Source organism: Streptomyces sp. NPDC059010 (assembly GCF_042740355.1).
Classification (GTDB): Bacteria; Actinomycetota; Actinomycetes; order Streptomycetales; family Streptomycetaceae; genus Streptomyces.
This window is the reverse complement of sequence record NZ_JBHYJA010000033.1, coordinates 22,014-35,805: the sequence shown is the minus strand read 5'-3', so window position 1 is coordinate 35,805 and position 13,792 is coordinate 22,014. Positions and strand designations below refer to the sequence as shown.

General features: G+C 70.0%; 17 protein-coding genes, 1 tRNA gene and 1 pseudogene. 15 read left to right on the top strand and 4 right to left on the bottom strand.

Annotated elements, in window-relative coordinates; translation table 11 throughout:
• Positions 1-288 (bottom strand): annotated as a pseudogene (locus tag ACFWYS_RS30780) (hypothetical protein); the annotation flags it as partial.
• A gap of 353 nt (positions 289-641) precedes the next feature.
• Between ACFWYS_RS30780 and ACFWYS_RS30775 the strand changes: the two are divergent.
• Positions 642-938, top strand: coding sequence for a type II toxin-antitoxin system VapB family antitoxin (locus ACFWYS_RS30775; protein ID WP_003999914.1), 297 nt, complete (start codon positions 642-644; stop codon positions 936-938).
• Between the two features lie 109 nt (positions 939-1,047).
• Positions 1,048-1,683 (top strand): LytR C-terminal domain-containing protein, encoded by a 636-nt coding sequence (locus ACFWYS_RS30770; protein WP_384775873.1) that lies wholly within the window; start codon positions 1,048-1,050, stop codon positions 1,681-1,683.
• A 123-nt stretch (positions 1,684-1,806) separates the two neighbouring features.
• Here the strand turns inward: ACFWYS_RS30770 and upp are convergent, their stop codons facing one another.
• The gene (gene upp, locus ACFWYS_RS30765; RefSeq protein ID WP_384775871.1) at positions 1,807-2,442 is read right to left on the bottom strand and encodes a uracil phosphoribosyltransferase; all 636 of its coding nucleotides are present in this window, start codon (positions 2,440-2,442) and stop codon (positions 1,807-1,809) included.
• A gap of 138 nt (positions 2,443-2,580) precedes the next feature.
• Between upp and ACFWYS_RS30760 the strand changes: the two genes are divergently transcribed.
• The 9 genes from ACFWYS_RS30760 to ACFWYS_RS30720 all read left to right on the top strand — a co-directional run bounded on the left by ACFWYS_RS30760 (position 2,581) and on the right by ACFWYS_RS30720 (position 8,061).
• A complete protein-coding gene (locus ACFWYS_RS30760; RefSeq protein WP_384775869.1) occupies positions 2,581-2,835 on the top strand; it encodes a hypothetical protein in 255 nt (84 codons plus the stop codon).
• A 316-nt stretch (positions 2,836-3,151) separates the two neighbouring features.
• Complete coding sequence (locus ACFWYS_RS30755) at positions 3,152-3,682, top strand: hypothetical protein (RefSeq protein WP_384775979.1); 531 nt, start codon at positions 3,152-3,154, stop codon at positions 3,680-3,682.
• Between the two features lie 101 nt (positions 3,683-3,783).
• Positions 3,784-4,215, top strand: a complete 432-nt coding sequence (gene tadA, locus ACFWYS_RS30750; RefSeq protein ID WP_384775977.1) for a tRNA adenosine(34) deaminase TadA — start codon at positions 3,784-3,786, stop codon at positions 4,213-4,215.
• Between the two features lie 55 nt (positions 4,216-4,270).
• Positions 4,271-4,355 (top strand) — tRNA-Ser (locus ACFWYS_RS30745).
• Between the two features lie 159 nt (positions 4,356-4,514).
• Complete coding sequence (locus ACFWYS_RS30740) at positions 4,515-4,694, top strand: hypothetical protein (RefSeq protein ID WP_384775867.1); 180 nt, start codon at positions 4,515-4,517, stop codon at positions 4,692-4,694.
• An 8-nt stretch (positions 4,695-4,702) separates the two neighbouring features.
• A complete protein-coding gene (locus tag ACFWYS_RS30735; RefSeq protein WP_384775866.1) occupies positions 4,703-4,996 on the top strand; it encodes a Dabb family protein in 294 nt (97 codons plus the stop codon).
• A gap of 167 nt (positions 4,997-5,163) precedes the next feature.
• Complete coding sequence (locus ACFWYS_RS30730) at positions 5,164-6,048, top strand: RNA polymerase sigma factor SigF (protein WP_384775864.1); 885 nt, start codon at positions 5,164-5,166, stop codon at positions 6,046-6,048.
• A gap of 268 nt (positions 6,049-6,316) precedes the next feature.
• A complete protein-coding gene (locus ACFWYS_RS30725) occupies positions 6,317-7,204 on the top strand; it encodes an RNA polymerase sigma factor SigF (protein WP_384775862.1) in 888 nt (295 codons plus the stop codon).
• A gap of 74 nt (positions 7,205-7,278) precedes the next feature.
• Positions 7,279-8,061, top strand: coding sequence for a hypothetical protein (locus ACFWYS_RS30720; protein ID WP_384775860.1), 783 nt, complete (start codon positions 7,279-7,281; stop codon positions 8,059-8,061).
• A gap of 20 nt (positions 8,062-8,081) precedes the next feature.
• Here the strand turns inward: ACFWYS_RS30720 and ACFWYS_RS30715 are convergent, their stop codons facing one another.
• Complete coding sequence (locus ACFWYS_RS30715; RefSeq protein WP_384775858.1) at positions 8,082-8,279, bottom strand: hypothetical protein; 198 nt, start codon at positions 8,277-8,279, stop codon at positions 8,082-8,084.
• A 206-nt stretch (positions 8,280-8,485) separates the two neighbouring features.
• Here ACFWYS_RS30715 and ACFWYS_RS30710 point away from each other — a divergent pair, with 206 nt between their 5' ends.
• From ACFWYS_RS30710 to ACFWYS_RS30695, 4 genes are all read left to right on the top strand, one after another.
• Positions 8,486-8,935, top strand: a complete 450-nt coding sequence (locus tag ACFWYS_RS30710) for a MarR family winged helix-turn-helix transcriptional regulator (RefSeq protein WP_384775856.1) — start codon at positions 8,486-8,488, stop codon at positions 8,933-8,935.
• 13 nt (positions 8,936-8,948) lie between these two features.
• Entirely contained in the window at positions 8,949-11,474 is a 2,526-nt protein-coding gene (locus tag ACFWYS_RS30705; RefSeq protein ID WP_384775854.1) for an MFS transporter, read from the top strand.
• 107 nt (positions 11,475-11,581) lie between these two features.
• On the top strand, positions 11,582-12,403 hold the full coding sequence (locus ACFWYS_RS30700) for a YceI family protein (protein ID WP_384775852.1): 822 nt from the start codon (positions 11,582-11,584) through the stop codon (positions 12,401-12,403).
• A gap of 48 nt (positions 12,404-12,451) precedes the next feature.
• Positions 12,452-12,922: a PPOX class F420-dependent oxidoreductase gene (locus ACFWYS_RS30695; RefSeq protein ID WP_384775850.1), complete on the top strand. Its 471-nt coding sequence runs from the start codon at positions 12,452-12,454 to the stop codon at positions 12,920-12,922.
• A gap of 40 nt (positions 12,923-12,962) precedes the next feature.
• On the opposite strand, the gene ACFWYS_RS30690 is transcribed toward ACFWYS_RS30695, so the two are convergent.
• Complete coding sequence (locus ACFWYS_RS30690) at positions 12,963-13,730, bottom strand: TetR/AcrR family transcriptional regulator (protein WP_384775848.1); 768 nt, start codon at positions 13,728-13,730, stop codon at positions 12,963-12,965.
• Positions 13,731-13,792 lie beyond the last annotated feature (62 nt).

Sequence of the window (13,792 nt, the reverse complement as noted above, 5' to 3'; positions counted from 1 at the left end):
CCCAACGGGACCAGGGCCTCCGCCGCGCCGCCCCGAGGCCGACCGGGTGATCTCCCGCCAGAGCCGCGTACCCATCGACCGAGCGAGGGACTTGAACATGCCGTTCCCGACGATCTGCTCGACGACCTGCTCGACGATCTGCTCGATGCCCGACAGCGCCTCCTCCTGGCCGCCCCTGCGCTCCCGGGCCCGGCGCTCCCATGCCCTTCCCTCCCCGCCCTTCGGCTCCCAGCCCCTCCGCTCCCCGGCCACCATCGCCAGCGCACCCATCCCGTCCGGCCTCGTCACCCCACGGAATGCCTGGAACCTCTCGTGCGCCGACCCTCTGTCCACAGCCTGTGCATACCGCCGGTAAGTGCGGACCCCGTCACCGCCCGCACAGACCACCACCCGACACTCCCCGGGCCCACCTCTCCGGCACGCCCGGACCTCACCTCTCCGACACGCCCACCCCGCACACACAGCAGGCGCGACGCGGGATCGGGCGTCGCCTCGGCTTCCGATCAGGTCCGTTCCGGCTTCCGATCCGGCCACGGTTCCCTCACAGCTCGCCGCATTGCCCCGTTTGGTCCCATCTTTTCCAGCCCCGCACTCCGTCGCCATGGCTGCGCCCGGAAGGTCTTGACCGGTAGGCTTTCCGTGTGATCTTCAAGCGCATCGGAAACGGCCGGCCGTACCCCGACCACGGCCGGGAAAGCACCCGGCAGTGGGCGGACGTCGCGCCGCGCCCGGTCCGCCTCGATCAGCTGGTGACGACCAAGGGGCAGCTCGATCTGGAAACCCTGCTCGCCGAGGACTCGACGTTCTACGGCGACCTCTTCGCGCACGTCGTGAAGTGGCAGGGCGACCTGTATCTGGAGGACGGCCTCCACCGCGCCGTGCGCGCGGCGCTGCAGCAGCGCCAGGTGCTGCATGCGAGAGTCCTCGAACTGGACTGACCGGGGCCGACGCCCCGCGCGTCAACCTGTTGGCCCTTTCGGGTTGGACTGAGCGGTATCGAATGATCATCCGGTAGGCATCGCCGCCCGGGCGCACTACGCTGCGCTCATGAGCATGCTGACTCCCCCGGGCATGGGCGGCCAGTACCGGATCAGGGGGAACAAGTACCCGCGGATGCGCCGTCCCCGGCGCCGCGGCCGGCTCGTCGTTCTCGGCGTCGCCTCCGCAGTCGTCCTCGGCATGCTCGGCTGGGGGACACTGCAGCTCATCGACGTCTTCACCGGTGGCGGCAGAAAGGCTTCAGCAGCCGGTCCGAAGTCCGACTGCTCGACCGGGGCGACCCCCTCGCCCGCCGCCACGGCGCCGCTGCCCAAGCCGGCCACGATCACGGTCAACGTCTTCAACGCCACCACCCGCAGCGGGCTCGCCAAGCAGACGGCGGACGAGCTGAAGAAGCGCGGCTTCAAGATCGGCGACGTGGGCAACGCGACCAAGGAGTACGACAAGAAGGTCAAGGGCACCGGCCTGCTGCTCGGCCCGACCACGGCCCAGAGCACCTCAGTGCAGGTCCTGGCCACCCAGCTGACGTCGGCCGAACGCCGCGCGGACACCCGCAAGGGCACGGACCTGGACCTGATCCTGGGCGCGAAGTTCAAAGCCCTGACAAAGAAGACGGACGCCGACCGGGCCCTGGCCGCACTGACCAACCCCAAGCCGACGCCCACCGACAAAGAAACCTGCTGAGCAACGCCCTAAGGGGCGCTGGGCTGTATCCATATGCGGCTCCGCCGCGTGGGCGCGACGAGCCACGACGAACCCGCAGCCGCCCCACAACCCGCACCCCTACGGCGAACAGGCGTATCCGCCCTACTCGGCCGCACCGTAAAGACGATCCCCGGCATCCCCCAGCCCCGGCACGATGTACCCGTGCTCGTTGAGGTGGTCGTCCACCGCGGCCGTAACCACTGTCACCGGCGTCCCCGCCAGCTCCCGCTCCATCAGCTCCACGCCCTCGGGCGCGGCGAGCAGCACCACGGCGGTCACGTCGTCGGCACCCCGCTTGATGAGCTCCTGGATCGCCGCGACCAGCGTCCCGCCGGTCGCCAGCATCGGATCCAGCACGTACACCTGACGCCCGGAGAGATCCTCCGGCATCCGCGTGGCGTACGTGGACGCCTCCAGGGTCTCCTCGTTGCGGATCATGCCCAGGAAGCCCACCTCGGCGGTCGGCAGCAGCCGGACCATGCCGTCCAGCATGCCGAGGCCGGCCCGCAGGATCGGCACCACCAGCGGGCGCGGGTGGGAGAGCTTGACGCCGGTGGTGGGGGCGACCGGGGTCCGGATGTCGACCGCTTCGGTGCGCACGTCCCGCGTGGCCTCGTAGGCGAGCAGGGTGACCAGCTCGTCGGCGAGCCGACGGAAGGTCGGGGAGTCGGTGCGCTGGTCGCGCAGGGTGGTGAGCTTGTGGGCGACCAGGGGGTGGTCGACGACGTGGAGACGCATGTCCACAACATTAGCCGGGCCGGGTATGCCCGGCGCCCCCACGCGCAGCAAGCCCAGGGCCACAGGTTCACTCCTGCGCTGGCATCAAACCGCCCATCGGAGGGAAAGTGGGAGGGACGTACCGGGGGTGGTGAGGCCATGCCTGAACCTGAGTCCGCAGAGGATCGCACGCAGGACGCGCGCCAGAACACGCGTCAGGACACTCGACGGGACACGCGGCAGGACGCACGTCGGGACACGCAGGAGGAGGCCGACGCCGCGCGCCGTCGGCGCCGCGCCCAGTTCCTGCGGGAACTCGCCGAGGCCCGCGAACTACGGGACCGCGTCCAGCCGCGCCGTGCCAAGGCGGCGCGCCTGCGGCATGCGATGCGCATGCGAACATTCCGCTGGTAGAGCGAGCCGCGAGGGAAGATCCGCAGCTCGCGGGGGCGTTGGAGCGACAGGCGTGCTTGGCCACCCGCAAAAGCCGCGTACGATCCGCAGGTGGCAGCAACGAGTGTGCTGGTGAGTCCTTCACGGACGTGCTCGCGGACCCCCTCGGGAGGACGCGATCAAAACTGCCGGACACAGGGAGCCGAAGACGTCCCCTGAACGCCTTGTTTCTGCCACGATTCCGAGTGGGTGGGGCTCGGACCCCGAGCCTCCCCACCCGCAACCTCCGCCGGGGGGAAGCCCAACCGGCACGCCTATGACCAGTGGGAGAGTCACGGTGTACTTCGCCGCACTGCTCGCGCGCACCGAAGACGGGTGGGAAGCGAGCGACACAGAGCTCGACGATGTGGAGACCCTGTCGGATCTGGCCGACCTGGCCCGTGAAGCCTCGCCCGAGGACGACACGGTGCTCGTGCTCATCGAGCAGGAGGACGCCTGGTTCGGCGTCGTCCGGATCGACGGCGAGGACGACCCTCGTATCTACGTCTCCGACGCCGCCGCCGCTGCCCGCAGCAGCTACGGCGAGATCCTTCTCACCGATGAACTGCTCGGCAGGGAGCCCGGCGACGACGGCGCCGATCTGGACTCCCTGGACCTCGACGGCACGGAGGAGCCGGACGGCGACTCCGACGACGAGGAGGACGGCGGCGGGGCCGAGGCGGTCCCGCACAGCCCCGTCGGCGACACCGAGATCCTCGACGACCTCGGCGTCGGCGAGAAGGAGCTCAAGGCCCTGGACGCCGAGGACGCCCTCAGCGCGATCGCCGAGGCGCTGGGTGCCTCGGAGGTACTGGAGACCGTCCGCTGACCTCGTCCGACCAGGGGTCGGCACCCGAGGCACCCGAGGCACGCGGGACGCCCTCGGTGCCCTCGACGCCCGACCCCCTGCGCGACCGCTGGCGGGCCGCGATGCGGCTCGCCCTGGACGAGGCCGAACTGGCCGTCCGGGGCGGCGACGTCCCCGTCGGCGCGGTGGTGCTGTCCGCCGACGGTACGACGGTGCTGGGCGCCGGTCACAACGAGCGCGAGGCGACCGGCGATCCGACCGCGCACGCCGAGGTCCTGGCGATCCGGCGGGCGGCCGCCGAGGTCGGGGAGTGGCGGCTGTCCGGCTGCACGCTCGTCGTGACGCTGGAGCCGTGCACCATGTGCGCGGGCGCCCTGGTGCAGTCCCGGGTGGACCGGGTCGTCTACGGCGCCCGGGACGAGAAGGCCGGCGCGGCCGGCTCCCTCTGGGACGTCGTACGCGACCGGCGGCTCAACCACCGGCCCGAGGTGATCGAGGGCGTGCTCGCCGAGGAGTGCGCCCGTCTCCTCACGGACTTCTTCCGGGACCGGTGACCGGCCCCGACAACTGATTTCAGAGCATCGCCCGGCGTGCTGTAAGGTCTCTCTCGGTAGCGTGTCCGAGCGGCCGAAGGAGCTCGCCTCGAAAGCGAGTGTGGCGCAAGTCACCGAGGGTTCAAATCCCTCCGCTACCGCTGAAGAAGGGCCCCGTCGACAGACGGGGCCCTTCGTGCTGTTGATCTCCGCAGAGGCGCGAAGGTTACACTCACCGCCGGTACCACGGGGCTCTTTCGGCCCTTTCGACTCATTCGACACAGCAGGCACGGCAGGCAGCAGCCACAGGGGAGGCCGCGATGGCGGTGAATTCGAAGAAGGTCGCCGTCTACATACTCGCGGTCTTCGTGCTCTACGTGGTCATCACGGACCCGGCCAAGGCCGCCGACTACGTGCAGATAGGCTTCGAGGGCATATCGGACGCCGCCAAGGCCATCGGCGACTTCATGACATGGATCGCCAACGGAGGCGACAGCTAGGAGCACCCATGATCCGCCACCTCGTCCTCTTCAGGCTCAACGAGGGCGTCGAGCGTGACGACCCCCGGGTGGTGGAGGGCGTCGAGGCCTTCCGTTCGCTGGAGGGCAAGATCTCCGAGATCCGGCACTGGGAGCTCGGCTGGAACATCAGCGACCGCCCCATCGCCTACGACTTCGCCATCAACTCCGCCTTCGAGGACGCCGCCGCCCTGCGGACGTACGCGGAGCACCCCGAACACCAGGCGGGCGTGACCCTGTGGCGGGAGTTCGCCACCTGGGTGATCGCCGACTACGAATACTGAGCCGCACCACCCCACGATCCACCCGGATCCCCCCGGAGCCCTCCGCCGGAACGGCGGGGGGCTTTCGCGTGTCTTGCGCAGCGATCCATCCCCAACACGGGATTATGCGGTACTTGAACACAATGAACTGTCTTGTGATGCTATGACCGCTTTTGACCGATGAGTTGATGGATCACGAGGTGGAGTTGACCGTGCCGGCCAGTACTGCGCCTCAAGCCCCGAGCCCTCAAGCACCGAGCCCCCAAACCCCCAGCCAGGAGGACATCCCGGCGGCAGCGCCGCCCCGCAGCCGTGGAGCCGACACCCGCGCGCTCACCCAGGTTCTCTTCGGCGAACTCAAGGAACTGCAACCCGGTACGCCGGAGCACAACCGCGTGCGCGGAGCGCTCATCGAGGCGAACCTCCCGCTCGTGCGCTACGCGGCCGCCCGCTTCCGCTCCCGCAACGAGCCGATGGAGGACGTCATCCAGGTCGGCACCATCGGGCTCATCAACGCCATCGACCGCTTCGATCCGGACCGGGGCGTGCAGTTCCCGACCTTCGCGATGCCGACCGTCGTCGGCGAGATCAAGCGGTACTTCCGCGACAACGTCCGCACGGTCCACGTACCGCGCCGGCTGCACGAGCTGTGGGTCCAGGTGAACAGCGCGACCGAGGATCTGACCACCAGCTTCGGGCGCACCCCCACGACCGCCGAGATCGCCGAGCGGCTGCGCATCACCGAGGACGAGGTGCTGTCCTGCATCGAGGCCGGGCGGTCGTACCACGCGACCTCGCTGGAGGCCGCCCAGGAGGGCGACGGGCTGCCCGGACTGCTGGACCGGCTCGGCTACGAGGACCCGGCCCTGGACGGCGTGGAGCACCGCGACCTGGTCCGGCATCTGCTGGTCCAACTCCCCGAACGCGAGCAGAGAATCCTGCTGCTGCGCTACTACAGCAACCTCACCCAGTCGCAAATCAGTGCGGAACTCGGCGTATCCCAGATGCACGTTTCGAGGCTACTCGCGCGTAGCTTCCAGCGGCTGCGTTCGGCGAACCGGATCGACGCGTAACCGCAAACAGGATCGACCGGTAACCGTCGCGAGCGAATCGCTCACCAGGGCGGATCCCGACAGTTCTGGCTCGAAATACCGTCAGACCCCCTTTATCCAGGGCGGATTCAAGTCTGACATGTCGACATGTCTCTACAGCGTGTTGCCGACATGTGACATTCTTCGGGAAGCGCGTTTGCCGTGGCTTCGGCTCCGGTATTCAGGTGAAGGCTGGCGTTCCTCGATCGGAGCGTTCGCCACGACCGTCCCGCGACCCAAAGGGGGTGGCATGTCCGCAGACCAGGGCAGCTCGAAGGTGCTCACGCTCACGAAGAGCGAGTCCGCGCCCGACGCCGCGCTCGAAGACGTTTCGACCCTGGAGGCCACTGAGGCCCCGGCTCTCCCGGCATCGGAGTCCATCGACACCCGCACCCTGTCCCGCTCCCTGTTCCTGCGGCTCGCCGCCCTGGACGAGAACAGCCCCGAGCGCGCCTACGTTCGGGACACTCTGATCGAGCTCAACCTCCCCCTCGTGCGCTACGCGGCGGCCCGCTTCCGCTCGCGCAACGAGCCGATGGAGGACATCGTCCAGGTCGGCACCATCGGCCTGATCAAGGCGATCGACCGCTTCGACTGCGAACGGGGCGTGGAGTTCCCGACGTTCGCGATGCCGACGGTCGTGGGCGAGATCAAGCGGTTCTTCCGCGACACCTCCTGGTCGGTGCGCGTCCCGCGCCGGCTCCAGGAGCTGCGTCTGGCCCTCACCAAGGCCAGCGACGAGCTCTCCCAGAAGCTGGACCGCTCCCCGACGGTGACCGAACTCGCCACCGTGCTGGGCGTGTCCGAGGAGGACGTCGTCGACGGCCTCGCGGTCGGCAACGCCTACACGGCCTCCTCGCTGGACTCCCCGGCCCCGGAGGACGACGGCGGCGAGGGCTCCCTGGCCGACCGGCTGGGCTACGAGGACACCGCGCTTGAGGGCGTGGAGTACCGCGAGTCCCTCAAGCCGCTGCTGGCCAAACTGCCGCCCCGCGAGCGGCGGATCATCATGCTGCGCTTCTTCGCCAACATGACCCAGTCGCAGATCGGCGAGGAGGTCGGCATCTCCCAGATGCACGTCTCCCGGCTGCTGACCCGGACGCTGGCGCAGCTGCGCGAGGGCCTCATCTCCGACTGATCCTCCGACCGATCCGTCCGACCGATCCCCGTCACACCCTTCATATTTGACGGAGCGTCAGCCACCATGGCCCGATGCTTCGCTCGACATGGACGACCTCGACACCTGGCCGTCGGTGCGCCTTGCTCGGCGCGTCGGCGGCCGTCGTCTGCCTGGGCGGGGTGCTGGCCGCGTGCGGCGGCGGAGGCGGGGGTGACGGCTATGTCGCGACCGGGGCGGCGGGCGGACCACCGAGGGTGTCCGGTACGGCGGTTGCACCGACGGGCGAGGTGACGCTGGTGCCGCTCGACGGACCGGAGCGCGGCGGCAGCGTGGGGGACAGCGACGGGGACGGCGGCAGGAGCGGCGGCGGGGGTTCGGGCAACTCCCCCGCACAAGGCGAAAGTCAGGCGCCGGAGCCGCCCTCGACCGACGGAACGGACCGCCGGGCCCGACCGCCGGGCAGCACAGCAGACCCCGCCCCCGGCCCCGCCGTCACGCCGGGCCACTCCACCACCCCGCCCGGCGCGTCACCCACACCGCCCTCGGCGCCGTCGGCCTCCCCCTCACCCGCGAAGCTCACGGTGAGCGACCCGACACGGAAGCCCACCGACAAGCGCTGGTGCGAGAAGGTGACCCTCGGCTTCCACAACACCGGCGGCACAGCCATACGGTCGGGCACCGTCACCTTCGGCACCCACGTCATCGGCGCGCTCGGCATCGACTGGGCGACGATCGAGTCGACGCGGAAGCTCCCGGCGCCGCTCGGGGCCGGGGCACGCGAGGAGAAGACCTGGACGGTGTGCGTCGACGCCTGGCGCGTGCCGCTGGGCATGCACATCGAGACGCGGGACGTCACCGTCCGGTGGGAGCGATAACCGTAGGGGAGCCGTAGCGGCTACTTGAACGCCAGCCAGGCCACGGCCGCGACGATCGCCACGGCGACCACGACGCCGAGGATCAGGCCGATGCGGGGACCGCTGGAGGAAGCCTGCTGCTGACGACCGCCCTGCGGGCCCTCGTCGACGAACGCGCGGAACATCTGGGTGTTACCGGCGGGGTCGTGGTTGCCCTGGGGGTTCTGGGTGTTGGCCATGGCCTGAGACCCTAGCGAATCCGCACGTTCGGCCCAAGTGGGGGCCGCCACCCTGCACAAGGGGGCACAGGACCCGCCCCACCTGCACATTTACGGTCGCAATACTTGCCTTTGCCAAGTTTTTACAGCGTAGACATCCCCATTTGTTTGCCTGTAGCAACCAAATGCTCTTATGGTTGCCCTAAGCAACAAACACGGGAGGTGTGATGGCCGAGCAGGCGCAGTACGAGGAGCTGGTCCGCCAGTTCAGCGCCTTCGGCGCCGTGAAGCGGGAGATGGGCCGGATGCTGCCGTCCGACTGCCCCGCCGGCTGCGCCGCCGTACTGACGTTGCTGGCCCGTCACGGAGAGATGCGCATGAGCAAGCTCGCCGAGCTGCTCGCCGTGGACATGTCGGTGACCAGCCGCCATGTCGCCCACGTCGCCGAGCGCGGCTGGATCGTGCGCTCCCCCGACCCGGCGGACAAACGCAGCCGCATTCTGCTCCTCACCCCGGCAGGCGAGGACCGCGTCCGGGAGATGTCCCGGCGGACCACGCAACTGCTCGCCGAGCGGCTGAGCGACTGGACCGACGACGAGGTCGCCCAGCTCACCCGGCTCATGGCCCGGCTGCGGGCCAGCTTCGACGACTGCCGTACACCCGCGATCACCCAGTAGGAAAAGGAACCCCATGGCAACGACCACACCAGCCGGTGTGCGGGCCCACGCCAAGCACGGGAGCGGAGCCGGGGACGGCACTCCCATGACGCACCGGCAGATCATGGAAGCGCTGACCGGGCTGCTGCTCGGCATGTTCGTCGCGATCCTGTCGTCGACGATCGTCTCCAACGCCCTGCCCGACATCATCAAGGACCTCGGCGGCGGCCAGAGCGCCTACACCTGGGTCGTCACCGCGTCGCTGCTGGCGATGACCGCGTCGACGCCGCTGTGGGGCAAGCTCGCCGACCTGTTCTCCAAGAAGCTGCTGATACAGGTGGCGCTGGTCATCTTCGTGGCGGGCTCCGCGGCGGCCGGTCTGTCCCAGAACCCCGCCATGCTCATCACCTTCCGCGCCGTCCAGGGCATCGGCATGGGCGGTCTGTCCTCGCTGGCCCAGATCATCCTGGCCGCGATGATCTCCCCGCGTGAGCGCGGCCGCTACAACGGCTACCTCGGCGCCACCTTCGCCACCGCGATGGTCGGCGGCCCGCTGATCGGCGGCGTCATCACCGACACCGACTGGCTCGGCTGGCGCTGGTGCTTCTACGTCGGCGTGCCCTTCGCCGTGATCGCCCTGATCGTGCTGCAGCGCACCCTGCACCTGCCGGTCGTCCGCCGGAAGGCCAAGGTCGACTGGGCGGGCGCCTTCTTCATCACCGCCGCGGTCTGCCTGCTGCTGATCTGGGTGACCTTCGCCGGTGACAAGTACGACTGGCTGTCCTGGCAGACGGGCGCGATGACGGGTGGCGCGCTGGCGCTGCTGCTGATCTTCGTCTTCGCCGAGACCAGGGCGAGCGAGCCGATCATCCCGCTGCGCCTGTTCCGCAACCGCACCATCACGCTGGCCTCGCTGGCGTCGCTCTTCGTCGGCATCGCGATGTTCGCGGGCACGATCTTCTTCAGCCAGTACTTCCAGCTGGCGCGGAACGAGTCGCCGACCATGTCCGGCGTCCTGACCATCCCGATGATCGTCGGCCTGTTCATCTCGTCCACCGTCTCCGGCCAGGTCATCACCCGCACCGGCCGCTGGAAGGCCTGGCTGCTGGCCGGCGGTGTCCTGGTGACCGCGGGCCTCGGGCTCCTCGGCACGATCCGCTACGACACCGAGTACTGGCACGTCGCGATCTTCATGGCCCTGCTGGGCCTCGGCGTCGGCATGATGATGCAGAACCTGGTCCTGGCCACGCAGAACCAGGTGGCCCCGAGCGACCTGGGCGCCGCCAGCTCGGTCGTGAACTTCTTCCGCTCCCTCGGCGGCGCCATGGGCGTCTCCGCGCTGGGCGCGGTCCTCAGCCACCGCATCACCCACTACGCCGAGGAGGGCCTGACCAAGCTGGGTGTGCAGGGCTCCTCGGGCCACGGCGAGATCCCCGACCTCGACGCGCTCCCCGCGCCCGTCCGCACGGTCATCGAGAGCGCGTACGGCCACGGCGTCGCGGACGTCTTCCTGTACGCCGCGCCGATCGCCTTCCTCGCCCTCCTGTTCTCGCTGTTCATCAAGGAGGTCCCGTTGCGGACGAAGGGCGCCCTGGCGCAGGCCGCCGAGGCCGGGACCCCGGCGCCGGCCGAGACCCCCGCGGCCGCGGCGGAGGAGCGGGTGCCGAGCTGGGCCGTCGCCTCCTCCGAGACCGAGACCGAGACCCGGTTCGAGACCGGGACCGACCCCGAGGGCACCCGGCAGCTCGCCGCCGTGGCGACGGTGGCCCGCCCCGAGGAGAGCGGCAGTGCTTACGGCGGTGTCCCGGTCCACGGCTTCGTGCGCGGCGCGGAGAGCGCGCCGGTACCGCAGGCCGCCGTCACGCTGATCTCGCTGGCCGGACGGCAGCTGGGCCGGTCGGTCGCGCAGGCCGACGGTTTCTACGCGGTGGACGCGCCGGGCGCGGGCTCGTACGTCCTGATCGCCTCCGCCGACGGTTTCCAGCCGCAGGCGTCCACGATCGTGGTGAACGGCGACGGGCCGGTGGCGTACGACATCCTGCTCAGCGGCACGAGTGGCCTGAGCGGTGTGGTCCGTACGGCGCAGGACACGCTGCCGGTCAAGGACGCGATGGTGATCGTGACCGATGTGCGCGGGGATCTGCTGGCCACGGCGGCCACCGGTGAGCACGGCGAGTTCGGCTTCGCCGAGCTGGTGCCGGGTGCCGTGACCGTCGCGGTGAACGCCGCCGGGTTCCGGCCGCGCGCCCTGCCCGTCGAGATCGGCGGCACCGGGGTCACCCGGATCGAGGTCGACCTGGAGGCCGGTGCCCAGGTCCAGGGCGTCGTACGGGCACCGCACGGCCCGCTGGCCGACGCGCGGGTGACGCTGGTGGACGCGGCGGGCAACGTCGTGGGCAGCGCCACCACCGGAGCGGACGGCGCGTACGCCTTCACCGACCTGGACGGCGGCGAGTACACGGTCATCGCGACGGGCTACCCGCCGGTGGCGACGGCACTGACGGTCAACGGCCGCGGCACCGACGACCACGACATCGAACTCGCCCACCCGGGCGAGTAGCAGAACCCCGGCCCGTGGCGGGCGGCGCGCTCCGAGCGGAGGCGCGCCCCGTCACGGGCCGGCTTCTTCATGGCCAATTTGTGAGTATGCGCAGGGAGTTGGACGGGATGGGACTGACCGCGAGGATTGGTACCCGCGACGGTTGGGCCGTGTCGCACGCGGTCGTCACGGTGACGGACATGACCGGAGCGCAGGTGCTGCGGCTGGAGGCGGACGCGGAGGGGGCCGTACGGGACGCGAACCCCCTTGCCCCGGGGGCGTACACCGTCATCGTGACCGCCGTCGGCTACGCGCCCGCCGCCGCGAGCGCGATCGTCACGGCGAGCGGCCGCGCCGAGGTCGGCACGGTGACCCTGGCCAGGCAGGGCGGCACGGAACTGCCACCGCCCGGGCCGTGGACCGTCGACCCGGCGCACTCCACGGTCGCCGCCGTCGCCCAGCACCTGGGCATCTCCAGCGTGCACGGCCGCTTCACCCACTTCGCCGGCTCGATCGAGATCGCCCCCGACGACATCACCAAGTCCCGGGTGGAGGCGGTCATCCGGGCCGACTCGATCGACACGGGCAACGGCATGCGGGACGGCCATCTGAAGTCGCCGGACTTCCTGGACGTGGAGAAGTACCCCGAGATCACCTACCGCTCGACGGGCCTCACCGCGGCGGGTTCGGATCGCTGGACGGTACACGGCGAACTGGGCATGCACGGTGTCGTACGTCCGGTGGACCTGGACCTCGCCTACCTCGGCACGGGCGCCGACCCGTGGGGCGGGACCCGGGCGGCGTTCCGGGCGACGGCGGAGCTGCATCGGGACGACTTCGCGATGAACTACAACCAGGTGGTGCAGGCGGGGATCGCGGCCATCGGGACGACGCTGAAGGTGGAGCTTGATGTGCAGGCGGTGCAGGGGGAGTCGCTGCCGCAAGGGTAGGCATGGCGGGGACAGGCAGAGCAGGGGGTCGGCGCCTAGGCTGAGGCCATGGCACCGAACATCGCGACCAACACCCGTGTTTCGCTCGAAGAGCTGCTGGACTTCGTACGGCCCCGTCATCGTGCGATCCTGCTGACCCGGCGGACGGACGGGGGGCCGCAGGCCTCGCCGTTGACGTGCGGGGTCGACGACTCGGGGCGGATCGTCGTCTCCACCTACCCCGAGCGGGCCAAGACGCGCAACGCCAAGCGGGACGAGCGGGTCGGTCTGCTCGTGCTGAGCGACGACTGGAACGGGCCGTGGGTGCAGATCGACGGGACCGCCGAGGTGATCGACTCGCCGGAGTCCGTGGAGCCGCTCGTCGAGTACTACCGGAACATCGCCGGGGAGCATCCGGACTGGGACGAGTACCGGGCGGCGATGCTGAAGCAGGGGAAGTCGATCATCCGGGTCACGCCCCAGAAATGGGGGCCGGTGGCGACCGGCGGGTTCCCGGCACGGCTCGTCCAGGAGGGCTGAGCGCGCCGTCCCCGACGGCCTGCACGAAGAACGGCTCGCGTCACCGTGACTTCTCGACCATCGCCTCGATGCCGGCCACCAGCAGGTCCAGGGCGAACTCGAAGTCCCGCTCCCACATCTCCTCCACCGTGTCGCCGCCCCTGGCCTCCATGAGTTCCGCGGACTCCTGGACGATGTCGGCGGCTTCCGCGGACTGGGTCACCGTGCTCATGGCGTGCTGGAAGTAGTCGTCCGGGGTCATACCGAACGCGGCGCTGCGCGCGATGAAGTGGCCCTCGATGGTGCCGAAGCCGTACACGAACTGGAAGACGGCGGAGATGGCGGCGACCAGGCCGTGTGCCGGCAGGCCGGTCCTGCGGATGATGTGCTGGACACAGCGGGAGAAGGCGAGGCTGTTCGGGCCGATGTTGACGTAGGTGCCGATCAGCGGCGACAGCCACGGGTGGCGGACCAGCAGGGCCCGGTATCCGCGGGCCAGCGTGCCCAGCTGGTCCCGCCAGTCCTCGCCCTCGTCCGCCGCCACGTCGGGCAGGGTGATCTCGCCGAACGCGGCGTCGAGGGCGAGTTCGAGGAGGTCGTCCTTGGTGTCGACGTACCAGTAGACGGACATCGCGGTCACGTTCAGCTCGGCGGCCAGCCGCCGCATGGAGAACTTGGCCAGCCCGTCGGCATCCAGCAGCCGGACGGTGGCCGCGGTGATCCGGTCCCGGTCGAGCCCGGAGGGCTGGCCTCCGCCGCGCCCACTCCGCTTGGCTTTGCCTTCCAGCCACACGCTGGTCCGCGCCGCCTGCTTGGCCGACCTCACCATGGCGCACCTTCCTAGACTCGGTTGACTGATCAAGATGCTAGGCGGCGACGTCCCTCAAGGGG